Source organism: Kutzneria chonburiensis, assembly GCF_028622115.1.
GTDB lineage: Bacteria > Actinomycetota > Actinomycetes > Mycobacteriales > Pseudonocardiaceae > Kutzneria > Kutzneria chonburiensis.
On sequence record NZ_CP097263.1, the window covers coordinates 6,890,352 to 6,914,769 of the forward strand.

General features: G+C 70.2%; 28 protein-coding genes and 1 pseudogene. 10 read left to right on the forward strand and 19 right to left on the reverse strand.

All coding sequences use genetic code 11. From position 1 onward, the window contains the following. Positions 1-83 precede the first annotated feature (83 nt). The 6 genes from M3Q35_RS31575 to M3Q35_RS31600 form a co-directional block, all read right to left on the reverse strand. Positions 84-560 (reverse strand): aldolase/citrate lyase family protein, encoded by a 477-nt coding sequence (locus M3Q35_RS31575; RefSeq protein ID WP_273944531.1) that lies wholly within the window; start codon positions 558-560, stop codon positions 84-86. Then, a complete protein-coding gene (locus M3Q35_RS31580) occupies positions 478-1,659 on the reverse strand; it encodes a putative PEP-binding protein (RefSeq protein WP_273936186.1) in 1,182 nt (393 codons plus the stop codon). The genes M3Q35_RS31575 and M3Q35_RS31580 overlap by 83 nt, the downstream gene beginning before the upstream one ends. Next, the gene (gene dhaL, locus M3Q35_RS31585) at positions 1,656-2,279 is read right to left on the reverse strand and encodes a dihydroxyacetone kinase subunit DhaL (protein WP_273936187.1); all 624 of its coding nucleotides are present in this window, start codon (positions 2,277-2,279) and stop codon (positions 1,656-1,658) included. Before dhaL ends, M3Q35_RS31580 begins: the two co-directional genes overlap by 4 nt. Positions 2,280-2,374: 95 nt before the next feature. Beyond that, positions 2,375-3,373 (reverse strand): dihydroxyacetone kinase subunit DhaK, encoded by a 999-nt coding sequence (gene dhaK / locus M3Q35_RS31590; RefSeq protein ID WP_273936188.1) that lies wholly within the window; start codon positions 3,371-3,373, stop codon positions 2,375-2,377. Beyond that, positions 3,370-4,131, reverse strand: coding sequence for an MIP/aquaporin family protein (locus M3Q35_RS31595; RefSeq protein WP_273936189.1), 762 nt, complete (start codon positions 4,129-4,131; stop codon positions 3,370-3,372). The genes dhaK and M3Q35_RS31595 overlap by 4 nt, the downstream gene beginning before the upstream one ends. Positions 4,132-4,282: 151 nt before the next feature. Then, positions 4,283-5,059 carry an IclR family transcriptional regulator gene (locus tag M3Q35_RS31600; protein WP_273936190.1) on the reverse strand — a complete coding sequence of 259 codons (777 nt, stop codon included), beginning with the start codon at positions 5,057-5,059 and terminating at the stop codon, positions 4,283-4,285. 56 nt (positions 5,060-5,115) lie between these two features. Here M3Q35_RS31600 and dhaM point away from each other — a divergent pair, with 56 nt between their 5' ends. Continuing rightward, positions 5,116-5,508: a dihydroxyacetone kinase phosphoryl donor subunit DhaM gene (dhaM, locus tag M3Q35_RS31605; RefSeq protein WP_273936191.1), complete on the forward strand. Its 393-nt coding sequence runs from the start codon at positions 5,116-5,118 to the stop codon at positions 5,506-5,508. Beyond that, a complete protein-coding gene (locus M3Q35_RS31610; protein ID WP_273936192.1) occupies positions 5,492-5,764 on the forward strand; it encodes an HPr family phosphocarrier protein in 273 nt (90 codons plus the stop codon). The genes dhaM and M3Q35_RS31610 overlap by 17 nt, the downstream gene beginning before the upstream one ends. A gap of 14 nt (positions 5,765-5,778) precedes the next feature. Here M3Q35_RS31610 and M3Q35_RS31615 read toward each other — a convergent pair whose 3' ends face one another. Together M3Q35_RS31615 and M3Q35_RS31620 are read right to left on the reverse strand one after the other, a co-directional pair. Then, a complete protein-coding gene (locus tag M3Q35_RS31615; protein WP_273936193.1) occupies positions 5,779-6,018 on the reverse strand; it encodes a DUF3885 domain-containing protein in 240 nt (79 codons plus the stop codon). A gap of 10 nt (positions 6,019-6,028) precedes the next feature. Continuing rightward, entirely contained in the window at positions 6,029-6,853 is an 825-nt protein-coding gene (locus M3Q35_RS31620; RefSeq protein WP_420704704.1) for an SCO6745 family protein, read from the reverse strand. A 218-nt stretch (positions 6,854-7,071) separates the two neighbouring features. Here M3Q35_RS31620 and M3Q35_RS31625 point away from each other — a divergent pair, with 218 nt between their 5' ends. The 3 genes from M3Q35_RS31625 (at position 7,072) to M3Q35_RS31635 (ending at position 9,374) form a co-directional block, all read left to right on the forward strand. Beyond that, a complete protein-coding gene (locus tag M3Q35_RS31625; protein WP_273936195.1) occupies positions 7,072-7,650 on the forward strand; it encodes an RNA polymerase sigma factor in 579 nt (192 codons plus the stop codon). A 1-nt stretch (position 7,651) separates the two neighbouring features. After that, positions 7,652-8,608: a CU044_5270 family protein gene (locus M3Q35_RS31630; RefSeq protein ID WP_273936196.1), complete on the forward strand. Its 957-nt coding sequence runs from the start codon at positions 7,652-7,654 to the stop codon at positions 8,606-8,608. 184 nt (positions 8,609-8,792) lie between these two features. Beyond that, positions 8,793-9,374 carry a DUF4265 domain-containing protein gene (locus M3Q35_RS31635; RefSeq protein ID WP_273936197.1) on the forward strand — a complete coding sequence of 194 codons (582 nt, stop codon included), beginning with the start codon at positions 8,793-8,795 and terminating at the stop codon, positions 9,372-9,374. Between the two features lie 403 nt (positions 9,375-9,777). Here M3Q35_RS31635 and M3Q35_RS31640 read toward each other — a convergent pair whose 3' ends face one another. From M3Q35_RS31640 to M3Q35_RS31675, 8 genes and pseudogenes are all read right to left on the reverse strand, one after another. Next, a complete protein-coding gene (locus tag M3Q35_RS31640) occupies positions 9,778-10,212 on the reverse strand; it encodes an AMP-binding enzyme (protein WP_420704780.1) in 435 nt (144 codons plus the stop codon). 45 nt (positions 10,213-10,257) lie between these two features. Next, a pseudogene (locus M3Q35_RS31645) lies at positions 10,258-11,474 on the reverse strand (AMP-binding protein); the annotation flags it as partial. 263 nt (positions 11,475-11,737) lie between these two features. Continuing rightward, positions 11,738-12,625 (reverse strand): DUF4349 domain-containing protein, encoded by an 888-nt coding sequence (locus M3Q35_RS31650; RefSeq protein ID WP_273936200.1) that lies wholly within the window; start codon positions 12,623-12,625, stop codon positions 11,738-11,740. A gap of 75 nt (positions 12,626-12,700) precedes the next feature. Continuing rightward, entirely contained in the window at positions 12,701-13,156 is a 456-nt protein-coding gene (locus tag M3Q35_RS31655; protein WP_273936201.1) for a nitroreductase family deazaflavin-dependent oxidoreductase, read from the reverse strand. A gap of 83 nt (positions 13,157-13,239) precedes the next feature. Further along, positions 13,240-13,767, reverse strand: a complete 528-nt coding sequence (locus M3Q35_RS31660; RefSeq protein ID WP_273936202.1) for a type III secretion system chaperone family protein — start codon at positions 13,765-13,767, stop codon at positions 13,240-13,242. Next, a complete protein-coding gene (mshA, locus tag M3Q35_RS31665) occupies positions 13,764-15,050 on the reverse strand; it encodes a D-inositol-3-phosphate glycosyltransferase (protein WP_273936203.1) in 1,287 nt (428 codons plus the stop codon). The genes M3Q35_RS31660 and mshA overlap by 4 nt, the downstream gene beginning before the upstream one ends. Further along, the gene (locus M3Q35_RS31670; protein WP_273936204.1) at positions 15,047-15,853 is read right to left on the reverse strand and encodes an alpha/beta fold hydrolase; all 807 of its coding nucleotides are present in this window, start codon (positions 15,851-15,853) and stop codon (positions 15,047-15,049) included. Before M3Q35_RS31670 ends, mshA begins: the two co-directional genes overlap by 4 nt. Before the next feature lie 49 nt (positions 15,854-15,902). Next, positions 15,903-17,066 (reverse strand): L,D-transpeptidase, encoded by a 1,164-nt coding sequence (locus tag M3Q35_RS31675; RefSeq protein ID WP_273936205.1) that lies wholly within the window; start codon positions 17,064-17,066, stop codon positions 15,903-15,905. A 126-nt stretch (positions 17,067-17,192) separates the two neighbouring features. Between M3Q35_RS31675 and M3Q35_RS31680 the strand changes: the two genes are divergently transcribed. Beyond that, on the forward strand, positions 17,193-17,930 hold the full coding sequence (locus tag M3Q35_RS31680) for an SDR family NAD(P)-dependent oxidoreductase (protein WP_273936206.1): 738 nt from the start codon (positions 17,193-17,195) through the stop codon (positions 17,928-17,930). Here M3Q35_RS31680 and M3Q35_RS31685 read toward each other — a convergent pair. Together M3Q35_RS31685 and M3Q35_RS31690 are read right to left on the reverse strand one after the other, a co-directional pair. Further along, positions 17,927-18,982 carry a chymotrypsin family serine protease gene (locus M3Q35_RS31685; protein ID WP_273936207.1) on the reverse strand — a complete coding sequence of 352 codons (1,056 nt, stop codon included), beginning with the start codon at positions 18,980-18,982 and terminating at the stop codon, positions 17,927-17,929. The two genes, M3Q35_RS31680 and M3Q35_RS31685, sit on opposite strands and share 4 nt — an antisense overlap. A 108-nt stretch (positions 18,983-19,090) precedes the next feature. Further along, on the reverse strand, positions 19,091-20,155 hold the full coding sequence (locus M3Q35_RS31690) for a UDP-N-acetylmuramate dehydrogenase (RefSeq protein ID WP_273936208.1): 1,065 nt from the start codon (positions 20,153-20,155) through the stop codon (positions 19,091-19,093). A gap of 51 nt (positions 20,156-20,206) precedes the next feature. On the opposite strand from M3Q35_RS31690, the gene M3Q35_RS31695 reads away from it, so the two are divergent. The 4 genes from M3Q35_RS31695 to purU all read left to right on the forward strand — a co-directional run bounded on the left by M3Q35_RS31695 (position 20,207) and on the right by purU (position 23,872). Then, the gene (locus M3Q35_RS31695; RefSeq protein ID WP_273936209.1) at positions 20,207-20,713 is read left to right on the forward strand and encodes a DUF2505 domain-containing protein; all 507 of its coding nucleotides are present in this window, start codon (positions 20,207-20,209) and stop codon (positions 20,711-20,713) included. Beyond that, positions 20,713-21,519 carry a class I SAM-dependent methyltransferase gene (locus tag M3Q35_RS31700; RefSeq protein WP_273936210.1) on the forward strand — a complete coding sequence of 269 codons (807 nt, stop codon included), beginning with the start codon at positions 20,713-20,715 and terminating at the stop codon, positions 21,517-21,519. The genes M3Q35_RS31695 and M3Q35_RS31700 overlap by 1 nt, the downstream gene beginning before the upstream one ends. Positions 21,520-21,672: 153 nt before the next feature. Further along, positions 21,673-22,827: an IS30 family transposase gene (locus tag M3Q35_RS31705; protein WP_420704705.1), complete on the forward strand. Its 1,155-nt coding sequence runs from the start codon at positions 21,673-21,675 to the stop codon at positions 22,825-22,827. A gap of 169 nt (positions 22,828-22,996) precedes the next feature. Further along, the gene (purU, locus tag M3Q35_RS31710) at positions 22,997-23,872 is read left to right on the forward strand and encodes a formyltetrahydrofolate deformylase (protein WP_273936211.1); all 876 of its coding nucleotides are present in this window, start codon (positions 22,997-22,999) and stop codon (positions 23,870-23,872) included. Here the strand turns inward: purU and M3Q35_RS31715 are convergent. After that, positions 23,869-24,417 (reverse strand): YbaK/EbsC family protein, encoded by a 549-nt coding sequence (locus M3Q35_RS31715; protein ID WP_273936212.1) that lies wholly within the window; start codon positions 24,415-24,417, stop codon positions 23,869-23,871. The genes purU and M3Q35_RS31715 overlap by 4 nt on opposite strands. Position 24,418 lies beyond the last annotated feature (1 nt).

The window sequence follows — 24,418 nt, forward strand, 5'->3', positions numbered from 1 at the left end:
CGACCTAGCACTGAAGGGCAGCCGGTCGGGAATGCGTTGGTCCGCTTTGCCGGCGTTGCCGTTTCCTTTGTGTCACGGGCACTTCACTCGAGTTGGCGAACGCGGGCGCGGACCTCGTCCACAACGCTGGGGGCCACCGAGAGGATGTCGCAGCCGACGGCGACCAGCAGCGGGATCACGTCGGCGTGGGCGGCGGCGTCCCCGCAGACCGAGACCAACAACCCGTGCTGGTGGGCGGCGGCAACGACCGCCGCGATGGCCTGCTGCACGTCGGGATGGGCGGCCATAGCCGGTGTGGCGGCGGGATCGCGCCGGTCCAGTCCGAGGATCTGGCACGTGAGATCGTTGCTGCCGATGGACAGGAAGTCCGCCGCCGCGGCGATGGCCTCGATGTCGGCGACCGCCTCCGGTAGCTCGATCATGGCGCCGAGCGGTGGCGGCGTGACACCGACGTCGGCGGCGGCCTTGGTCAGCAGGTCACGGCAGACCGCCAGTTCGACGGCGGAGGCGATCATCGGGATCATGATCTTCAGATCGGTGGCGGCGCCGGCGGTCAGGATCGCGCGGAACTGGTCGGCGAAGGCGTCCGGCTCGGCGAGCATGAGGAAGACCTCGGCCGAGTCGTTGGTCCGAACGGCCATTGGTCAGGAACGGCGGCAGCTTGTCGTCGGCGTAGTCGAGGGTGCGCACGGTGACCGACTGGCCCGCCAGACACCGGAAGATCGGCACGAGGGCAGCGGTGTGCTGGGCGTAGCTGGGCCAACTGCGCGCGTCGAGGAACGGGAGTTCGGTCCGCAACAGGCCGACGCCATCGGCACCGGCGGTCAGCGCGGCCTGCGCGTCACTCGGCGTCGCGATGTTGGCCCGCAACACGATTCGACGTCCACTTCGGGTCACGCTGGGCAAGCCGCGCTCGGCGACGAGCGTCGCCTTGCGGGCACGGGCGCCGTCCATCGCTGTCACCGCGGCCTGGCGCTCGGCCGGCTCGGGCGTGAAGACGAGGGCCGCCGCATCGACCAGCACTTCGACGCCATCAGGGCAACGCAGAGCCGCCTCGTCGATCCCCAGCAGCAGGGGAATTCCCAGCGAGCGGGCGACGATCGCGGCGTGCGAGTTGGGACCGCCGACCACGGACGCGGCCGCGACCACCGGGGCGTGCGGTTCGAGTAGGTCAGCGGCACCGATCTCGTGCGCGAGAAGCACAAGTGGCCCATCGATGTCGTCGTCGCTGTCCCCGTGCAGCCAGGCCAGCGCACGGCGACCGATCTGGCGCACGTCGGTGGCGCGTTCGGCGAGCACCGGGTCGTCCAGTGTCGCCAGCGTGGTGGCGTAGCTGTCCACGGCGCGTTTGATGGCGACCGTGGTGGGGCTGCCCCGCTCGGCGTGGTCGATCGCGAGCGTGCGCAGGTCGTTGTCGGCGGCGATGTAGCCGGCGACCTCCATGATGTCGGCCTGCTCGGCTTGTCCTTGTGCGCGAAGGGATTCCGCGAGGTCGTGCATGCGCCGGGCGACGGCCTCGAAGGCTTCGGTGATCTGACCGACCGGATCGTCGGTCCGCCGGTGCGGCAGCGTCTCGGTCTGGGCGCGGTCAGCCCGGAAAGCGATCCCCAAGGCCGTGCCGGGCGAAGCCGAGATTCCGCTGTAGACGGTTCGGTTCATCGAGCCGTCACCTCGGCGAGGGCACGGAAGACCAACGCCGTCGAGGTGGCGCCCGGATCCTGGTGGCCGACGCTGCGTGACCCCAGATAGGAGGCCCGGCCCTTGCGAGCCTGCAATGCGCTCGTCGCACGCATGCCCTCCTCGGCGGCGTCCGCGGCACGGGCCGCGGCTGCGCGGAGGTCGCCGCCGTCCCACAGTTCCTGCTCGAAGGCCGCGACTGCCGGGGTGTAAGCGTCCACAATGGTCTTGTCGCCGGGCACCGCGGCGCCGAGCCGCTGCACGGCCGCCAGTCCATCGGTCAGCCCGGACAGAACCTGTCCGGCATCGGCGACCGGCCCGGTCAGCACCTTGCCGATCGCGCGGAATGCGCTGCCGTACAAGGGACCGGAGGCGCCGCCGACGCTCGACACGAGGGTGCTGCCGGTTCGGACCAGGACATCGCCCGGTGTCTCGGCCGGGAACTCGGCGAGGGCGGCCCGCACGGCGGTGAACCCACGGCGCATGTTCGCGCCGTGATCGGCGTCGCCGACGGCCGAGTCCAGCTGGGTCAGCTGGTCGGTGTGCTGATCGATGGCCTCGGCGATGGCCTCGACCCAGGCTCGGGCGAGTGCGACGTCCACCAGGTACTCCTTCGAACCGGTGCTGGCAGGTGGTGTGGGTGGGCGTGCCCGCGCGCGCCTGTGGCCGACGCGCGGGCACGCCCGGTCGAGTGGTGTCAGCAGCCCCAACGCAGGGCCGCGGTGCGCACCGGGGCGTCCCAGAGCGCGAGCATCTGCTCGTCGGCGCGGCAGACCGTGATGGACACGCCGGCCATGTCCAGGCTGGTGACGTAGTTGCCGACCAGCGTGCGGGCGACGGTGATTCCCTTGTCCGACAACGCTGTGGCCACCTCGCCGAACACGAGGTACAGCTCCAGCAGTGGGGTGCCGCCCAATCCGTTGACCAGGACAATGGTCTGGTCGGTCGGCGCAAGCGGATGGTCGGACAGGATGGCGTCCAGTGCGGTGGCCACGATTTCCTTGGCACTGGCCAGTTTCTCGCGCCGGCGGCCGGGTTCGCCGTGGATGCCGACGCCGATCTCCATCTCGTCGTCGGGCAGGTCGAAGCCGGGGCGACCGGCCGCCGGCGTGGTGCAGGCGGTGAGCGCGACGGCGAACGACCGCGAGGCCGCGTTGACGCGACGGGCGATCTCGGCGACGCCATCGAGGTCACTGCCGGCCTCGGCGTGAGCACCGGCAATCTTCTCCACGAACACCGTGGCCCCGGTGCCGCGGCGTCCCGCGGTCCAGGTGGAGTCCTCCACGGCCACGTCGTCGTCGACCAGCACCGTGCGCACGGCGATGCCCTCGTCGGCGGCGAGTTCGGCCGCCATTTGGAAGTTCATCACGTCGCCGGTGTAGTTCTTGACCACGTGCACGACACCGGCGCCGCGGTTCGCCGCCTTGGTGGCGGCCAGGATCTGGTCGGGCACCGGCGAGGTGAACACCTCGCCCGGGCAGGCGGCGTCGAGCATGCCGGCGCCGACGAACCCACCGTGCAGGGGCTCGTGGCCCGACCCGCCGCCGGACACCAGTCCGACCTTGGCGCGGTGCGGGGCAGTGGCCCGGGTGATGATCTTCTGGTCGACGTCCACGCGCAGTTCGGGGTGGGCGGCGGCCAGTCCGGCCAACGCGTCGGAGAGCACGGATTCCGCGCTGTTGATGAACTTCTTCATGACACCGGCACCTCGTTTCCGACCGGGACCTCGGCCATCGGCACGGTGGCCCGGCGGCGCAGGTTGAGGGCTGTGTAGGCGAGACCGGCGGCGATCGCCCCGGCGACCTCGGCGAGCACGTACACCGGCAACTGCTCCCAGTGGACGGTGCCGCCGAACAGCTGGCCGATGAGCATCGGACCGAGGGTGCGGGCCGGGTTGATCGACGCGCCGGTGGCCGGCGCGACCGGGATGATGATGGCGAACACCGCCAGCCCGATGGCCAGGCCGGCGAAGCCGCCCGGCGCGCGGCGGTCGATCGCGCCGAACACCACGAACGCCAGCAGGAACGTGCCGATCGCCTCGGCCAGGAATGCCTGCCCCACACCGACCGTTGGCCCGTAGTTGGCGATGCCGAGGCCGACGTCGACGGCTTTGCCGCCGAGCACGCCGACGATGGCCAGTGCGCCCACGGCGGCACCAATCGCTTGTGCCGCAATGTATCCGGGAACCTGACGCCACGGCATGCGGCCGGTGACGGCGAACGCGATGGTGATCGCCGGGTTGATCTGGCAGCCGGAGATGTGTCCGACCGCGTACACCATCGCGACGACGGCCATCGCGAAGGCGAAGGAGATGATGCCCAGCTGGGCCATGGTGAACGGCGCGGAGCCGCCCAGGATCAGCGTCGCCGGCACCGATCCGACGCCGATGAACACCAGCGTCGCGGTGCCGACCACTTCGGCCAGCAGTTTCTGTAAGTAGGAGTTCTCGTCCAAAGCTCGCGCCTGCCGGCTTCGTCGCCGACAGGCGTCTCACCTCCTCCGCACGAGGGGCGGGATGTGACGATCAACGGCGTACCGTGTTCGTCATCGCTGAACAGGATTCCGAAAAGCTAAGCTCGTGACCGGACCCTGTCAAGCAGGAGTTTCAGGCGCCGCGGCGAGACGGCGTGCGGGCCGCCCCCAGGTCGCGGGACAGCATCCGGGCGGTCTCGCGGACCATCACCGCGATCTCCTGGCGGGTCGGCTCGACCAGCACCCGTTCCACCGGGCCGACGACGCCGATCGCGCCGACGACGTGGCCGGACCGGTCGTACACCGGGGCCGCGACACCGGCGTCGCCGATCGTGGACTCCTGGTCCTCCACCGCGTAGCCGGTGGCCGCGACCTGGTCCAACTGGGTGGCCAGCTCGACCGGATCGGTGATGCTGGTGCCGGTCAGCACCGGCAGTTCGCCGGCGAGCAGCCGCTCACGGTCGGCGGTCGGCCCGAACGCCACGATCGCCTTGCCCAGGGCACACGTGCTCCACGGGATGCTGGCCCCGACCTCCAGGATCTGCACCGCGCCCTCCGGCCGGAACGCGTGGTGCACGACCAGCACGTGATCACCGTTGAGCACCGCGACCCACACCGCCTCGGCGCTGCGCTTGGCCAGCGAATCGGCCCAGGTCAGGGCCCGGGCCCGCAGTTCGTGGGTGTCCAGGTAGGCGTTGCCCAGCATGAGCAGGCCGGCGCCGAGCCGGTACTTGCCGGTCTCGCTGTCCTGCTCGACCAGGCCCTCGGCTTCCAGCGTCCGCAGCAGCGCGTGCACCGTCGGCTTGGCCGCCCCGACCTGCTCGGCCAGCTCCGTCACACCCAACCGGGGGCCGCCGTGCGCCAGCGTCCGGAGAATGGCCGACGCCCGGCGTACCGACTGAACCAACATCCTGCACCCCGATTCGGTATTGCTGAACAGCGTTCCGATATCTAGCATCCGTGTTCATGAACGGACCAGTGGGGATCGTACTCGTTTCACACAGCGCCGGGCTCGCCGCCGGGCTGCGTGAGCTGCTGGCGCAGATCGGCTCGGCCGCCGTCCCGGTGGTGGCTGCAGGCGGTAGCGCCGACGGCGGGATCGGAACCAGCTACGACCTCGTCGCCGAGGCCATCGACAAGGCCGACCAGGGTGCCGGTGTGGCGGTGTTGCCCGACTTGGGCAGCTCCGTGCTCACCACGCGGACCGTGCTCGAGGACCATCCTCGCGCCGACGTCGCCATCATCGACGCCCCCTTCGTCGAGGGCGCTGTCGCCGCCGCCGTCACCGCCGCCGCCGGCGGTGACCTTCATGCCGTCATTTCCGCCGCCGAGGAGGCCCGCGATGTCCGCAAGTTCTGACACCCACGCCCAGACCACCGTCACCTTGCCCGCCAACCTGCACGCCCGCCCCGCCGGCAGGATCGCCCAGGCCGCCGCCCGTTTCACCAGCACCATCCGCATCGAGCACGCCGGCCGCGCCATCAACCCCACCGGCGTCCTGTCGGTGATGAGCCTCGGCGCCACCGCCGGCTCCACCGTCACGATCTCCGCCGAGGGCCCCGACGCCGACACCGCCGTCTCCTCCTTGGCCGACATCCTCGCCACCGCCGAATAGGTTCCCGCCCAGGATCAGAGGCCTTGCGGATGGCTAGAGAGCCAGTCGGAATGCCGGCGCTCCAAGGCATCGCGCTCATCCGAGGTCGGCAACAGCACATCGGCGCCGCCGTCGTACGGGTGGTGGATCCGGTCGAAGGACGGACTGGTGATCATCACCGTGTTGACGGCGTAGTCGGCGTCGGGTGGTGCGGCCGGCGGCGGGCAGTGGGGCCACTGCTGCCGCCACAGCATTGACAGCTGACCGTCAGGCACGCGATCCCGCTCAGTCGTCCGCGGCTTGGACCGCGGCGGCGATCGGCTCGAGTCCCGCAATCAGCTCGTCGAGCTCGTCCGCGTTGAGCACGTCGTACGCCGGGGCCGCGAGGTCGTCGGTGAGAGCCTCGATCCGTTCCTTGATGTCCCGGCCGGCGTCGGTGAACCCGCCGGCGTCGTTCACGAGACCGCGGGCGCGCAAGCCGTCAACTACGGCGGCTAGCTGCGCCTTCGGCAGGTGGTGGATGCGGCCGAACTTCTCCGGCTTCATGCCGAGGGAGCAGGCGAGCAGGACGTGGGCCTCGGTGCCGCCGATGCCGTGGGCGAGGAGTGCGGCATTGTGGCCGTCTCCGCGGTGCTCCCGCAGCAGCGTCGCCGCGTGCCACAGCTTGGCCACCGGTTCCTCAGGCACGTCGAGCGCGCGCAGTCCGGCGTACAAGGCTCGGCCCTCGGTCGGCGCGCTGACCGCTGCCAGGGTGGCGAGGTCACCGGCACGTCCCAGACCATCGGAGTCCGCGAGCTCCCCGATCCTGCCCCGCAGCGCCGTGACGCTTCCCCGCTCCCGCACGGCGATCGCCTCCTGCGGCGTGATCTTCCCCCACACCCAGGGGATGTGCCGCGCCACCTCGCCGTCCGCGAAGTTGTAGAACACCGCGTGCACCACCTCTGCCGGCACCAGCCCCAGCGGCGCCGCCCGGCCGGCGAAGTACCCGTCCCAGAAGTTCCGCATGCCAAGCGCCATGAACGGCTCGTTCGTCGCCTCGGAGTACGTGACGGCCGCGATCGGCTCGAGGAGCTCGAACATGCGGTGCACCTTGGCCCGTGAGTGCGACATCGGTCGGCCTCCTGTGGTCGTGACGGGCACTGTCTCACTCAAACGACGAACGAGCCGACCCGGATTCGACAACCTCCGGCAGATTCTTTCGGACGGGCCCGCGTGTGGCGTTCGTGCGCCAGTATCTGGCCTGGAAATTCCCGGGAACTCGATCTCGGGCATCGGGCAAAGACAGACAGAGCCCATCACCGAGAGGGAGAACCGATGCGAGGTTCCGGATGACAGCACTGCCGGCACGACCGGCCACCGAGGCCGACGAGGCGACCGACGCCGCTGTCTTCGAACGGTCCTGGGCGGACGCGGACGCCTTCGCGGTCATCTTCGACCGACACGCCGTGGCCGTGTACCGCTTCCTGGCCCGCCGGGTCGGCGGCCAGCTCGCCGACGATCTCACCGGCCAGACCATGCTGGTGGCGTTCGACCAGCGGCGGCGCTTCGATCTCAGCCAGCCCAGCGCGTTGCCGTGGCTGTACGGCATCGCCACGAATTTGCTGCACAGACACACCAGAACCGAGGTGCGACAGCACCGGGCGCTGGCCAAGTCCACGGCCGAGACCGCGCTGCAGAGCCACGACGAGCTGGTCACCGACCGGGTGGCCGCAGCGGCCCAGCCCCTGGGCAGCGCGCTCGCGAAGCTGCCCGCGGCCGAGCGCGACATCGTGCTGCTCGTCGCGTGGGAGGGCCTTTCCTACGAAGAGATCGCGCTGGCGCTGGACATTCCGATCGGCACAGTCCGCTCTCGCCTGCATCGCGCCCGCACGAAGCTGCGTCGCGCGCTTCCCAAGGAGGACCGCTGACATGGATGAACTCGACCTGCTTTCCCGGCTGCGCCCGTCGGACGAGAACCCCGATCCGGTGGCGCTGGCCAAGCACCGGATCGCGCTGCTGAACCACGCCGCCAATCCCGCAGCGCGTATCGCGACGCGGCGTTGGGCGATGCCACGCCTGGCGATCGGCGCCGCCGTGCTGGCGGTGATCACCGCGGTCGGTTTGGTGATCGCCCTGCCCGGTGGCCACCAGGCGCCAAGCGGGGCGTTTCCGTCCGGTCCCGGCACTGCGGCACATCCGGATGGGCCACCGGCGATCGTGCTGCTCGCCAACGCGGCGAACGCCGCGGCCAACACTCCCGCCGGCAAGGGCGACTGGGCCTACACCAGCACTGTGAGCGTCTTCCACGACGTCCGCACCCACACCCTCCGCATGCAGACCTGGGAGAAGGTCGACGGCACGGAGGGCCTGGTCCGCGAAGATCGCGACGGCAAGATCACCGAGTTCAAGCCCGGCATCATCGATGCCAAGTCTCCGCCCTCGCTGAGTCATCCGACCTATCGTTACCTGACCACCCTGCCGACGGATCCCACCGCGCTGCGCAAGGAGATCTACGCGCAGGCGCAGAAAGCGATTGACCAGTTCGGGCCGAACGGTCGGCAGCTCTACACCGTCGACCAGTGGGCGTTCCAGATGATCGGGGGCCTTGTGGAGAGCGCCGCGCCACCCGCGTTGAAGGCCGCGCTCTACCGGGTCGCCGCGACCGTTCCCGGCGTGGAGTACGTCAACGACACGACAGACGCCGCCGGCCGGCACGGGATCGGTGTCGCGCATTCGGTCAACAACTCCGGTGACCGCACCATTCTGATCTTCGACCGGACCACCTACCAGGTCATGGGCCGGGCCACTGATGTCCACGACGGCCGTACGGACTCCGAGGCCGTGCTCGCTACCGGGCTCGTGGAGAAGGCCGGCCAGACGCCGTGACCCACCGGCGGGACGGACGCCGCTCAGGCGGCCCGTCCCGCCGTCGACGACGAGATCGTGTTGGCAGACAGCCGCCCTCGGTGCTGGACCGAGGGCGGCTGCGGACGAGAGACGTACTACCGGCTTGCCTCCCGGGCGCGGAGGTCCTTGCGGAGTAACTTCGATTCGCAATGCAGTAGCCCGGGTGACCAGGTTCGATGCCTGGATCTTCGCGCTGCGTAGGCTCCGGCGTTCCGCCGCGCTCATCATGTCGTCCATGACGACACCCGAGCCTCCGGCAGAAGCAACTGACGCGCCAGAGCAGCCACGGATCAAGGTCTGGTACCGGTTCGCCCCGCGCGAAGGTTGGCTGCCATACGACCAGGAGGGCGTGTGGGCAACGCAGGTAGGACCGGACCGCGTGCGGGTGGACAACATCCCGTTCCTGGTCACCGGAGCTGCTGAGGGTGACCTTGTACGGTTCACCGTTGACGATGACGGCCTCCGCTGGGTTGTCGAGCGAGTCGAGTGGTCCGGCAACTGCACGATCCGGATTCTGCCGGTCCCGACCGGACCATTGGGCCCCAGCGTCAAGGCTGTACGTCAACGGTTCGCACCCTTCGGCCTCCACGCCGAGGGATTCAGCGCCGAGCTGCCTCTGGTCGCTTTGAATGTGCCGGGAGACGCCGACCTGGCAGCTATCAAGGGCCTCCTCCGCCAGGGCAAAGCCGACGGTTGGTGGGAGTACGAGGAAGCATGTGTAGGCGACGCCTGGCTGGAGGCATAGGCGTCAACCAATCCGCTCGCCACCCTGGCAGACGCACGACCGTTGAGGGGCAAGCCTGTTGGTTGGTCGACGCCGTCAAGGCGTTGAGCTGTCCATGGGCGCGGCAGGCGATCGCCGGAAGCAGCTGCGGAGTCCGCGCCCCGGCGATCGTGCCGGCTTGGCGCTACCGGTAGAGAAGGTGCGCGCCGCCGCGCGGCGTACCCACGCCCCCGTGGCCGCTAGTCGCGGGGGGCTAGTCGCGGGGGGCTAGTCGCGGGGGCGGGGGGCGGGGGCGGGGGGCGGGGGGCGGGGGGCGGGGGGCGGGGGAAAACTATCAATCCCATTGGGCTGCACAAGATCTGTGCAGCTCACACGCACGAAACAGCCCCCGGCGGGGAGGCCGGGGGCTGTGCGACGGAGGTGACTACCGCGCAGCCTCCCGGGCGCGGAGGTCCTTGCGGAGGATCTTGCCGGAGGCGGACTTGGGGATGGCGTCGAGGAACTCGACGACGCGGATCTTCTTGTGGGGGGCGACGCGCTCGGCGACGAAGGTCATGACCTCGTCGGCGGTGAGGGTGGCGGCGGCCTGGGGAACGACGAAGGCCTTGGGGACCTCCTCGCCCTCGGCGTCGTGCACGCCGATGACGGCGGCGTCGGCGATGGCGGGGTGGGTGAGCAGCAAGGCCTCGAGCTCGGCGGGAGGAACCTGGTAGCCCTTGTACTTGATGAGTTCCTTGACCCGGTCGACGATGCTGACGATGCCGTTCTCGTCGATGACGGCAACATCACCGGTGTGCAGGAAGCCGTCGGAGTCGAGGGTGGCGGCGGTGGCCTCGGGATTGTTGAGGTAGCCGGTCATGAGGTTGGGCCCCTTGCACCACAGCTCACCACGCTCGCCGACGCCGAGTTCCTCGCCGGTGGCGAGGTCGACGACCTTGTTGACCATGTTGGGGACGATGAGACCGACCGTCCCGATGGCGATGTCGTCACGGCTGTCGGGGATGGTGTGGCTGACCGGCGCCATCTCGGTCATGCCGTAGCCCTGCTTGATCTTGCAGCCGAGACGCTTGTGCACGGCCTCGGCGAGCTCCTCGTCAAGGGGGCGGCGCCGGAGAAGAGGACCTTCAACGCCGACAGGTCGTAGGAGTCGACGATGGGGTGCTTGGCCAACGCCACGGCGACGGGAGGGGCGATGTAGACCCGGTCGGTCCGATACTCGGCGATCACCCGGAGGAACTCGGGCAGGTCGAACTTGGGCATGGTGACGACGGTGGCCCCGATGGCCAACGCGTGGTTGAGGGTGACCTGCATGCCGTAGATGTGGAAGAACGGCAGCACGGCAAGGACCCGCTCGATGTTGGTGGTGTCCATCATCGCGTCGGTCTGCACGATGTTGGCGACGAGCGCCCGGTGCGTGAGCATGACGCCCTTGGCCCGGCCGGTGGTGCCCGAGGAGTACGGCAGCACGGCGAGGTCCTCGGCGGTGTCGAAGGAGATCGACGGCGCGGGGGCGGTGCAGGCCAACAGGTCGGACAGGCTGGTGTGCCCATCGGCCTTGTCGAGCACGAAGACGTCGGTGATGCCGGCGAGCTTGGCGGCGGCGTCGGCCCGGTCGAGGAACGCGGAGACGGTGAACAGCGCCTTGGCCCCGGCGTCGGTGAGCTGCCCGGCGACCTCCTCGGCGGTGTAGAGCGCGTTGGCGGTGGTGGCCACGGCGCCGGCCCGCAGGATGCCGTGCAAGGTGATGGCGTACGCGGGCGTGTTGGGCGCGAAGACGCCGATGACGTCGCCCTTGACGAACCCCCGCTCGGCCAACGCGGCGGCCAGGCGGTCGACGGCGGCGGCGAACTCGCCGTAGGTGACGGTGAGGCCGCTGATGCCGTCGATCAACGCGGGTCGGTCGGCCTTCTCGGACAGCCCCCGGAAGATCAGCTCGTGCACCGGCTGAGTGGGGATGTCGACATCGGGGTAGGAACTGCGAAAGACCATGGCGACCCTGCCTTGCTCGCTTCGACACCTGCGACCCTGTGGACCCTGCCACGACGTAGGGGTGGTGAGCGAGCCCACACGCGAGTCGACCCTGATGTTGTTCCGGCAAGCACCGTCGTTACGACACACCATCGTGATTCACACTGATGGAGTAGCGAATCTACTTGTGGTGGGCATTATCGGTCTGCGAAGTTGTCCTGGCCCACCGGATCGGCTCTCACACACTCCCCGATCCGGCGAGTGCGGCGCGGTTCGTCCCCCCGTCGAACCGCCGACCCGCTACGGCCCCCTGCGGCACCCCCTCGCCCAGGACCGCCGCCGCGGCGGGTGAATTGACGTGGGACGGCCCGGGGCCTCGACTCCCCTTCGACCCGGGACCGTCCCACGGTTCATGTTCAGCTCACGGTGCGAGCCTTGCGCCGCCGCAGGTAGTAGTACACGCCGCCGGCGGGAATGCCGATGACCAGCAGGAACGGCAACAGGGCGCCGAGACCGACGCCGATGCCGTTGAGGGTGGCGAGCAACGCCTGCCAACCACCGCCCAATGCGCTGAGGAAGCTGGCCTGGTCGGCGGGTGGCGGCGGGGGCGCGTCGGTGCGGTTCACCTCGACGCTCACGGTGGACATGGCGACCTGGGCGGTCAGCGCGTCGTGGCGCTGCTCGAGGGACTCCAGATCGGCCTCGCGCTTGGTCAGCTCGCTCTCGAGCTGGGTGATGTCGCTCAGTGACGTCGCCTTGTCCATCAACGCCCGAACGCGGTCGACGCTGGCACGCTGCGTAGCCAACCGGCTGGTCACGTCGACCATCTGATCGGTGACGTCCTCGGCGTGCTCGCTGCGCGCGGTGGTGGTGCCGAACGAGCCGATCTTGTCGAGCACGGACTCCAGCTTGTCGGCCGGCACCTTCAGCGTAAGGGTGCCGTGGTCGCCACCGGAGTTCTCGTCGCTGGAGTAGCCGCCGACGTCGGTGGCGGCCCGCCGGATGCTGGTGACGGCGTCCCCGACCTTCTCGGCCTTGATGCTGATCGACGCGGTGCGCACGATCTGCCGGCCGTTGGCGGCGGGCAGCGCGGTGGAGTTGGCCCCGCTGGAGTTGGCCCCGGTGGCCTGCGGGGCCTTGGCGGAGTCGCCGGCGAGGGCCTTGCCGCTGCCCGAGCCGCCGGGCGGGGCGACGGCGGCGACATCGGCGGAATTGCTGCCGCTGCTCGCGCCGGACGAGCAACCGGCGAGCAGAGCGGCGCTCGCGACGGCAACCAGAGCCAGTGTTCTTCGGGTGCGGGACATCCTGCGCCTCCCCTTCTCGGATTCGACCGGAGGACGAAGCCGAGCGGGCGGGAGGTTGCGGTCAGAACGTCACGATCAGGACTCGCCGTCGACCGGGCTGAGCAGGACGATCGGGATCTCCCGTTCGGTCTTCCGCGCGTACTCGTCGTAGAGCGGGAAGATGCCGGCCATCTGGGGCCACAGCGCGGCCCGCTCGGCCGGAGACGCGACGCGGGCACGGCCGGTGAACCGGCGGGTGCCGACCTGCACCCCGACGCTGGGATCGGCCACGAGGTTCACGAACCAGGACGGGTCCTCGTCGGCGCCGCCCTTCGAGGCGACGACGACGTACTCGTCCCCCGAGGTGCCGTAGATCAAGCAGGTGCGGCGGGGCGTGCCGGTCCGGCGGCCCGTGGTGGCGAGCACGAGGGTGTGCAGGCCGTCCCGCTCGTGGCCTTCGGTGCCGCCGGAGGCGATGTACGTACGGGCGTGCTCGGCGACCCAGTCCCACTGCGAGTCGGTGGCGCGGTCGAGGTCCTCGGCGATGGCCATGGCGGCTGTCCTTTCGGTTCGTGGTGCGTCTGCCCCTGGGACGAAGCCGCTACGCCGTTCTCGACAACACCACGGAGGAAAATTCAGGATTCGTCGGCGACGGCCGGTTCCGTGCCGGCGGAGCCGACGAGGTGCTGGAAGGCGCTGAGGTTGGCCAGGGACTCGCCGCGGGAGACCCGCCAGTCCCACTCCCGCCGGATGGCGCCGGCGAAGCCGATCTCCAGCAACGGGTTGAAGTCGCCGTCGGCGGCTTCGAGGACCTGGCCGAGGAGACGGTCGAGCTCGTCGGGGGTGACGGCGTGCAGGCCGATGCGGCCGACGAGGTAGATGTCGCCACGGTCGTCGAGCGTGTAGTGCACGCCGTAGAGACGGGCGTTGCGGCGCAACAGGAACCGGTAGACGTCCTCGAAGGCCTCGTCGGGTTTGCGGCAGACGAAGGCCTCGACGAGCAGGGCGTGGTCGGTGACGATCAGCCAGCAGTTGGTCTGGAGCTTCTTGGTGCCGGGCAACGACAAGAAGTAGCGCCCAGGGCCTCGCCGGTCGTAGGAGATGCCGCTGTCCCGCAGCGCACCGGCGATCACACCGTCCAGCTCGTCCAGTGTGGCGGTCACACCGTCACCTCCCGTCCTCGCACCTCCGAAAGGAAATCACGCCGAGCATGGGCGTACCCGGCCAGGAGGGCGTCAGTCGTCCGATCCCACGAGAATCGACGGGCGTGGCCGACGGCGGAAGAAGCGAAGTCCTCACGTAAGGAGGGGTGCAGGGCGACGTCGCCGAGGACGCGGGCCCAGTCCAACGGATCATGGGAGCCGACGAGACGGCCGGTGACGCCGTCCACGACGGCGATCGGCAGACCGCCGACGGCGGCGGCGACAACAGGGGTGCCGCAGGCCTGAGCCTCAAGGGCCACCAGGCCGAAGGACTCGTTGTGACTGGGCACGGCGACGACATCGGAAGCCCGGTAGACCTGGGCCAACGACTCGCCCTGCTGCGGCGGCATGAACCGGACGACGTCGAGGATGCCGAGCTCGACGGCCAGCTCCTGCAAGGCCTTGGGCTGTTCGAGGCCGGAACCGGAAGGGCCGCCGACCACCAGAACCACCAAACGCGAACGCAACGAAGGATCGTTGACGAGCATCGCGGCGGCGGCCCGAAGCAGCACGTCAGGGGCCTTCAGGGGCTGAATGCGACCGACGAAGGTCAGCACGACGGCGTCCAGCGGCAGGTCGAGGGCCACCCGCGCGGCGGCCTGGCTGCCGGGGATGAACCGCCCCAGGTCGACGCCCGGCGGCACGGTGAGCACCTTGGACGGCTCGGCCTCGTACAAGGACTCGAGCTCGCCGGCCTCGACGTCGGTGTTGGCGACCAGGCGGTCGGCCTCGGCAACGACCTGCTCCTCCCCGATGACCCGCATCCGCGGCTCGGGGGTGTCGCCGACGGCCAGCGCGGCGTTCTTGACCTTGGCCAGGGTGTGCGCGGTGTGCACCAGAGGCACGCCCCAGCGCTCCCGCGCGAGCCAGCCGACCTGCCCGGACAGCCAGTAGTGGGAGTGCACGACGTCGTAGTAGCCGGGCTCGTGCCGGGCCTCGGCCCGCAGCACGCCGGCGGTGAAGGCGCACAGCTGCCCGGGCAGCTCGTCCTTGGCCAGCCCCTCGAACGGGCCGGCGACGATGTGCCGGACGGTGACGCCGGGGGCCAGCGAGGCCACCGGCGGCAGGTCGGAGGAGGTGGCGCGGGTGAAGACCTCGACCTCGATGCCCCGCTCGGCCATCCGCCGCGCGGTCTGGGCGATGTAGACGTTCATGCCGCCGGCGTCGCCGGTGCCGGGCTGTTCCAGCGGCGAGGTGTGCACGGAGAGCACGGCCACCCGGCGCAGGGGTCGCTGGGAAGTCACGTCAGGGATCCTGCCTTCGTCGAGGCCACGAACGCGGCCAGGTCGGCCCGGAACTGCTCGGCACGTTCCGCGAACGGCATGTGCCCGACACCGGGGTAGATCCGGGTCGTGGAGTCCGAGATGAGGGCGGCGGCGTACTCGGTTGCACGCGGATCCACGACGGCGTCGTCGGCACCGTGGACGAGCAGAACGGGGACGTCCAGCGAACGCAGCAGGTCCTCGCTGGAGACGTCACGCTGGAACAGGGCGGCCCGCACGAACGGGGGCACGCTCAGAGGTACGGCCAAAGCGGCCTGCAGGGCCGCGCCGGCCAGCGGAACAGCGGTCATGCGGCGGGTGAGCTCCAGCAGGGCGGGCACGGCGATGTCGGCGTCGTCGGACAGCGCGGCCGGTAGGGCGGCGCGCATGGCCGGTCCGACGTGGCCGCCGGGGCGCCCGCGCCCGATCTCGGTGATGCCACCGACCAGCACGATGCCGGCGACCCGGGACGTGCCGAAGGTGCGCAGGTAGTCGGTGATGACCAGGCCGCCGTAGGACCAGCCGACCAGCACGGCCGGCCGATCGACAGCGTCCAGCACGGCGGCGATATCACCGGCCCACACGGCCGAGTCCTGGTAGCCCGAGGAAGGCCGGTCCGACTCCCCGTGCCCACGGAGATCAACAGCAAACGTTCGCAACGACCCGGAGCCGACATCGCCCCAGCTGCTCGCCGCCGCCGACCAGCCGTGGACCAGCACCACTGCTGGTGCGTCCACCGGACCGGACACGTGGCAGGCGAGCTCCGTCCCGTCCGCAGCCGTCACCCTCACAACGTCTGCAACGTCCGGAGTACGCCCGGTTCTTCCCGAACGGTCAACGCTGGGCCGACAGGCCCTGCCACGCCTCCCAGCTCATGGCCCAGTCGTAGAGGTCGCCGTCGGCGGCCGACAGGGCCACGTCGGACCCCGTGACCTCGACGGGATCGCCGAAGATGGCGGTGCCGAAGTAGGCCTGGGCGTCCTCGGTGGACAGGTTGATGCAGCCGTGGGTGACATTGCTGTTGCCTTGCTCACCCACGGTGTTGGGGTTGGCGTGGATGAACTCGCCGTTGTTGGAGATCCGCACCGCCCAGCGCTCGTGCGCGTGCTCGTAGTACGGCGGGTTGGACATGTCCTTGTCCTGCCACTTCTCGGTCACGATGTGCGTGCCGGAGCGGGTCACCCGGTCCTGGCTGGCGCCGGAGCCCATGCTGGCCTGGTAGGTCGCCACGGTGGCGCCGTCCCGGATCACGGTCATCTGGTGCGAGTTCACGTCGGCCCGCACGATCTGCGACCGGCCGACGGTGAAGTCCAGCGTCACATCGGACTTGCCGTAGTTGTTGTTGCCGAGAGGCACGCCGTACAGGTTGGCGGCCACGTTGATCTTGCTGCCGGCCTTCCAGTACTCCTTGGTCCGGTAGTGCACGCGGGAGCCGCCGGGACCGTCCGGCAGCCAGCCCCACGCGCCGGTGTTGGGCTGGTCGGAGTGCACGGTCAGGGCCTTCTCCACGGCGGCCCTGGCCTTCTCGTCGACGTGCCCGGCGAAGTTCACGATGATCGGCGCGGCGACGCCGACGGTGGCGCCGTCGTTGAGGTCGAACGAGCCGCGCACCAGGTTTCCCGGCGCGACGGTGGTGAAGCTGCCGTGCAGCGGCGTGGCCTTGCCGTCGGCGTTCACGGCATTGCCGTCGTAGGTGTAGGTCTGCCCGAAGTCGAGCTTCCCGGTGTTGGTCCAGGTCTTGCCGTCGGCCGCCGGCTTGCCTTCGACGGCCTTGCCGGTGGCGTCGACCAGCTTGACGTCCTTGATCGTGCCGCCGTCGGCGGTGAGCGTGACCGGCGTGTTGACGGTGACGTCCTTGGCCCCGTTGGCCGGGGCGGCGGCCAGCTTGGCCGCCGGGGCCGGCGGCGTGGCGGAGATCGACAAGCCGCCACCGCCGGAACAGCCGGCCACCACCAACGCCGCCGCGACCACCAACCCCGCTCGGACCGCTCCCACCATCGCCTCCTACGTTGCTCCCCACCTGGACGACGTCCGACCCCGTGAATCGGTACCGGAAACCGCCTGTGAGGTTGCTCACCAGCCATCGGTGGCGGGCACGCGGGAGCAGGCGAGAGGATCGGGGACGTGAGCACTCAAGCCCCCATCGCAGTCGTCACCGGAGCCAGCTCGGGCATCGGCGAGGCCACCGCCCGCCGACTGGCCGCCGAGGGCTTCCACGTCGTGCTCGGCGCGCGCCGCTTCGACCGGATCAAGGCGATCGCCGCCGAGGTCGACGGCACGCCGCTGGCGCTGGACGTCACCGACACCGAGTCGGTGAAGGCGTTCACCGACCAGATCGCGTCGGCCAACGTCCTGGTGAACAACGCGGGCGGGGCGTTCGGCCTGGAACGCGTGGACGCGGCCGACGAGGACAACTGGCGCCGGATGTGGGAGACCAACGTCATCGGCACGCTGCGGCTGACCAAGGCGCTGCTGCCGAAGCTGATCGCCTCGGGCAACGGCCACGTCGTCACGGTCACGTCCATCGCCGCGCAGGAGATCTACGACGGCGGCGCCGGCTACACCGCGGCCAAGCACGCGCAGTCGGCGCTGCACCGCACGCTGCGCGGCGAGGAACTGGGCCAGCCGGTCCGGTTCACCGAAATCCTGCCGGGCATGGTGGAGACGGAGTTCTCGGTCGTGCGCTTCGACGGCGACGCGGACCGCGCGGCCGGCGTTTACCAGGGCCTGACGCCACTGGTGGCCGACGACGTTGCCGACGTCATCGCCTTCGCGGTGACCAGGCCGCCGCACGTGAACCTGGACCAGATCGTCCTGAAGCCGCGGGCGCAGGCGTCGGCGACGCGGGCCCACCGGGACTAGTCGGTGATCAGGTCGACGTCCAGCTCGTCGAGGACTTTCCCGATGGGGCTGGCGAAAGCGACCGTGCCCGAGCTGTTGCCGGCCACGTAGAGGCCGACGACCCGGTTGTCCGGGTCGACCACGGCGGAGCCGGAATCCCCGTAGTCGCCGATGATGCCGCCGACGGCCTCGATACGGATCTGGTCGCGCAGGACCCGAACGCCGAGGCCGTCGCGGTAGTCCATCAGCACGGTGGCGTCGACCGAGGCGATACGACCGGTCGTCAACCCGGTGGTACGACCACGTTTGCGGACCACGGTTCCCCTTGCCGCGGCGGCGGTTCCGATCACCGGCCCTATGTCCACAATGGATGGACGGTACGAACGGCCCGGCGCGAGCAACACCGCCGCACCGTCGACGGAGCCGGAAAGCGCCGCGCGGCAGAGGGTCCCGACAACATCGCCGGCGCGAGTGCCACCGTCCACACGGGACGGATGCACCATCTCGTCGCCGACCGCCCAGTTGTCGTCCACGCACGCGGCATGAAACGTCGTCAGCCCCATAATTTGTGTCACATGCGGTCCGGAGGTGCCGGATAGAGGCAAGTATGACGCGCATGTGACATTGGGGCGGCGTGTGCGGGCGGTGGCAAGCACGCCCAAGGTGCCGACAATCGCGTATTCGCCGGGGCGCGGCGCATCCGGCGGCGAGAGCAGGACCGTCCGCCAGGGACCGAGGCTGATGCCGCCGAGCACTTGACGATGTCGCTCCGCACCACGAGCCGGCGGGAACTCCGCATCCAGCAAAGCCCGGTGCAGCACGACATCGTCGGCGACGACGTCCGTCGCGATGCCCTCGATCTCGGACGGCACCAGGTCCGAAGCCAGCAGTCGGGCGGCCGGTAGTTTGCGCCGCACGTAGACCACGATGCCGACCTGCCCGGTCCGGCGGCCGGCGGTCACCTTCTCACCGATGTCGACGCCGACCACGCCCCGCCGGGACAGCAGGCCGACCTCGACACGTCGCTTGACCGGCCGGATCCCGGCCCGCACCAACTCGTCGGCGGTGGTCATGGCGACCTCCTCCCCAGCATGTTCCCCTCAAGACATGAAAACACGCGGGGTGAGTGTCATATGACTCACTGTCACCCTTTCAGCGGCGGCCGAACGGGTTGTTCCTGGTCAGAGCCGGCAGCCGACCATCACGGGCTCGGCCTGCAACCGCACCCCGAAGGCCGTCAGCACGCCGTCCCGCACCTCGCGGGCCAGCTCCAACAGGTCCGCCGTCGACGCGTCGCCACGGTTGGTCAGGGCCAGCGTGTGCTTGCCGGACAACGACACCCGGCCGTCGGCAGCGGCATGTCCCTTGCCGAAACCAGCCCGCTCGATCAGCCACGCCGCCGAAAGCTTGGTCCGCTCCGGACCGCCCGGGTACTGCGGCACCGTCGCATCGGGACCGACCCGCTCGATGATCTTGGCCAGCACGGCCGGCAGCTCGGCGTTCTCGACGATCGGGTTGGTGAAGAACGACCCCGCGCTCCACGTGTCGTGGTCGTCCACCTCCAGCACCATGCCCTTGCCCCGGCGCAGCTCCAGCACCGCCGCGCGGGCGTCGGCCACCGGCACCCGCGCGCCCAGCTCGACGCCCAGGACGCGGGCCAGCTCGGCGTACCGGATCGGGGCCGACTGGCCACCGTCCTGCAACGCGAACCGGGCCCGCAGCACCACGGCGGAGTCGGTGCCCTTGAGCACGCTGGACCGGTAGGTCAGTCCCAGGTCCTCGGCCTGCACCTGGTGCACCCGGCCGTTGCGACGGTCCAGCAGGTCCACCGAGGTCAGCATGTCGGCGATCTCCACGCCGTACGCGCCGACGTTCTGCACCGGCGTCGCGCCGACCTGGCCGGGGATGCCGGACAGGCACTCCAGCCCGCCGAGGCCCTGCTCCACGGAGAACGCGACCGTGCGGTCCCAGTCCTCGCCGGCCTCGATGGTCAGCTCGACCCGCCCGTCGGCCAGCCGGTCGAAGGACCGCCCCTTGGTCGCGATGTGCACGACCAGTCCGGCGAAGCCGTCGTCCGCGATCACCAGGTTGGACCCGCCGCCCAGCACCAGCAGCGGCTCGCCGGCCTGGTCGGCGGCCCGCACCGCGTCGACGACGTCGGCGGCGCTGGTGGCCGGCAGGAAACGGGCGGCCGGACCGCCCAGCCGCAGCGTCGTGTGCCGGTTCAGCGGTACGGACGTGCGCACTTCGGTGCTGGACAGGGGGTGGTCACAGACGTCAACGGTAGCCTCCGCGACATGGCACGCCGCATTGAGCACCGGGCGACTACCCGCTGGACCGCCGACGAGGTCCATGCCGCCCTGGTCGACCCGACCTACCTGCGCGACCGCTTGAGCACGCTCGGCGGCACCGACGCCACCCTGCTGGAGCACCAGGTCGACGGGGAGAAAGTGAGCCTGCGGCTGCGCCACGGCGTGCCGTCGAGCGAGCTGCCGTCGGCGGTCCGGGCGTTCCTCAAGGGCGACCTGGTGATCGAGCGCACAGAGGAGTGGGACCGCAACGGCGACGGCGGCTGGCTGGGGAAGGTGCAGGCCGGCATCCCGGGTGTCCCCGGTCACATCCGGGGCGCGATGCGGCTGTCCGACAACGGCGCCGGCTCGACCATGGAGATGCGCGGCGAGGTGGCGGTGAACATCCCGTTCGTCGGCGGCAAGGTCGAGGAGGTCGTGTCCGGCCAGATCGTCAAGCTGCTGACCAAGGAGTTCGAGCACACCGAGCAGTGGCTGGACGCGCACCAGAGCTGATGGCCAAGCAACCACGGCTGGCCGCCGGCCGCGCCCGCGCGCTGGGGCTGCCGACCCGCGGCACCACCAACCCGAACCGGCTGCGGCGCGTCGACCGCTGGATGGTCGGCAGCACCGCCGTAAGAGATGCCCTCGGGCCTGGCGCGCTCGTCGTCGACCTCGGTTACGGGGCAACGCCCGTGACGACCGTCGAGATGGCCTCACGGCTCCGGATTGTGCGCCCTGACCTGCGGATGGTCGGGCTGGAGCTCGATCAGGAGCGGGTCGATGCCGCTGCCGACGCCGCCGATCCGCCGCTGCTGACGTTCCGGCGCGGCGGCTTCGAGCTCGCCGGTCTGCGGCCTTCGTTGGTGCGGGCGTTCAACGTGCTGCGGCAGTACTCCGAGGACGACGCCTTGCAGGCATGGGACGGCCTCCGCGGCCGGCTCGCGCCCGGTGGGCTGCTGGTCGAGGGCACGTGCGACGAGATCGGTCGGCGCTGCTGCTGGGTGCTGCTCGACGCCACCGGCCCGTTGACGTTCACCATCGCGTGCAGGCCGTCGGACATCGAGACTCCCTCGGATGTCGCCGAACGCCTGCCCAAGGCCCTGATTCACCGCAACGTGCCCGGCGAGCGGGTACATGAGCTGCTGGCGGCTTTGGACGACTGCTGGGCCACCGCCGCCCCGTACGCGCCGTTCGGACCTCGGGCCCGGTGGGTCGAGACGTGCCGGCTGGTGTCGAAGCGCTGGCCCGTGCTGGACGACCGCCGGCGCTGGCGACTCGGCGAAATCACGATTCCGTGGTCCACGGTGGCACCGGCCTGATTGTCAGGAAGGGCCCCTTACTGACGTCTTGGGTTCTAGTGGTGGTTGCAACACCTGACCCGTTCAGGGGTTGCCGTGTTCGAGATCCGCAAAGACCGCTCACCACAGGGCCGTAAGAAACTCCACGCTGAACGCCAGCACTATCTTGATCTTGTGAAGCAGGGCGTGGGCACGACCGAAGCATGTCGGATCGTGGGGATCAACCGCCGCACCGGCCACCGGTGGCGGCACGGACGAGCACCCAGCCCGGGGCGGACGACCAGCCAGTCGTCCGCCCCGCCCGCGTGTCTGCCGGCCGCGCGGCCGGCGATCTCGTCCCGGTTCCTGTCCGTCGAGGAACGGATCGCGATCGCCGACCTGCACCGGGCCGGGACCGGCGTACGGGCCATCGCGACCGCACTGGGACGCACCCCGTCCACGATCAGCCGGGAACTGGCCCGCAACCGCCACCCCGCCAGCGGCGACTACCGGCCCCACGCCGCCCAGGCCCGGGCCGAGGCCCGCCGACCACGCCCGAAAACCGGCAAGATCGCCGCCCGCCCCGAACTGCGCGATCTGGTGCAGGGCATGCTCGACGATCGGCACAGCCCCGAGCAGATCGCCTGTCGGCTACGCCGTGACCACCCCGACCGGCCGGAGCTGCACGTGACCCACGAGACCATCTACCAGGCCCTCTACGTCCAAACACGCGGCGCGCTGCGCCGCGAGCTGACCGGCGCCCTGCGCACCGGACGCACCGCCCGCACACCCCGACGCCGGCCCGACCAACGCCGCCCCCGGTTCACCGAACCGATGGTCATGATCAGCGACCGCCCGGCCGAGGTGGAAGACCGCGCCTACCCCGGGAACTGGGAAGGCGACCTGATCATGGGCCTGGGCAACGCCTCCGCGATCGGCACCCTGGTCGAACGCAGCACCCGCTACGTGATGCTGGTCCACCTACCCGGCCGCCACGACGCCGAGACCGTCCGCGACGGCCTGATCACCACCATCACCGCCCTACCCGCCCACCTCACACGGTCGCTGACCTGGGACCAGGGCGTGGAGATGGCCCGCCACCACGAGTTCAGCGCGGCCACCGGCATCCAGGTCTACTTCTGCGACCCGCACTCTCCCTGGCAACGCGGCTCCAACGAGAACACCAACGGCCTGCTACGCCAGTACTTCCCCAAAGGCACCGACCTGTCCGTCCACACCCCCGCCGACCTGGCCGCGGTCGCCGCCCAACTCAACGGCCGACCACGCAAAACGCTCGGCTGGGACACCCCAGCCGAGCGTCTGACTATGCTCCTGGCCAACACCAGTTGATCACCAGTGTTGCAACGACCCCTGGAATCCGCCCGTTGAACGTCAGTAAGGGGCCCTTCCTGACGTTCAACGCGAGGATCGGTCCCTTGATCTTGGGGGCGGCGGCCGGTCGTCCCGGTGGTTTTCGGTCAGCGTCGCCGGCGGGTGATCTCTGTCAGAATCTTCGGCTGTGTCCTCCACCGAACGCCGCTACGTGATCAGCCTCGGCTGCCCCGACCGCACCGGCATCGTCGCCAAGATCGCCGGCTTCGTGGCCGAGTTCGGCGGCTGGATCGTGGAGGCCGCCTACCACACGGATCCGACCACGAACTGGTTCTTCACACGGCAGGAGGTGCTGGCCTCGTCGCTGCCGTTCGACGTGCGGGAGCTGTCGGCCCGGTTCGCCGGCGTGGCCAGGGAGCTGGGCCCGCTGGCCGACTGGCGCGTCACCGACACGGGTGAACGCAAGCGGGCGGTGATCCTGGTGTCCCGGGAGGGCCACTGCCTGTACGACCTGCTGGGCCGGGTGTCCTCGGGCGAGCTGGACGTGGAGATCACGTCGGTCATCGGCAACCACCGTGACCTGGCCGGCATCACCGAGGCGCACGGCATCCCGTTCCACCACGTGCCGTTCCCGGTGGGCGACCCGGAGGCCAAGTCGGCCTCCTTCGCCCAGCTGCGGCAGCTGGTGGACAGCCACCAGCCGCACGCGATCGTGCTGGCCCGGTTCATGCAGGTGCTGCCGAACGAGCTGTGCATGGCCTGGTCGGGCCGGGCGGTGAACATCCACCACAGCTTCCTGCCGTCCTTCATCGGCGCGCGGCCGTACCACCAGGCCCACACCCGCGGCGTGAAGCTGGTCGGCGCGACCTGCCACTACGTGACGGCCGAGCTGGACGCGGGCCCGATCATCGAGCAGGACGTGATCCGGGTCAGCCACAGCGACTCGGACCGGGACATGGTCCGCAAGGGCCGGGACATCGAGAAGATCGTGCTGTCCAGGGGCCTGCGCTGGCACCTGGAGGACCGGGTCCTGGTGCACGGCAACCGCACGGTGGTGTTCTAGCCGGCCAGCCCCTCGATGACCTCGGCGCCGGCCAGCTTGGCCAGCAGGTCGCCGGGCACGAGCAGCTTGCCGCCGCGGGTGCCGCTGCCGATCACCAGCTCGGGCGCGGCGGCGACGCGGGCGTCCAGCAGCAGCGGCCAGTCGGCGGGCAGGCCGACGGGCGTGATGCCGCCGTACTCCATGCCGGTGATGCCGACGGCGTCGTCCATCGGCGCGAACGAGGCCTTGCGCACGTCCAGGCGGCGCTTGACCACGCCGTTCACGTCGGCCCGGGTCGTCGCCAAGATCATGCAGGCGGCATAGCGCAGCTCACCGGCCCGCTTGCCGGCGACGACCACGCAGTTGGCCGATGCCTCCAGCGGCGAGCCGTAGTGCTCGCAGAACGCGGCCGTGTCGGCCAGCGTCGGGTCGATCTCGGTGACGCCGATGCGCTCGATGTCGGCGGCGTCCATCGCCCGCACCGCGGCGAGCACCGGCTCGGCCAATAGCTCGGGACGGGTCAGGACGGGTTCCACGTGCAAGGTGCCAGCAATGCTCCACGCCATG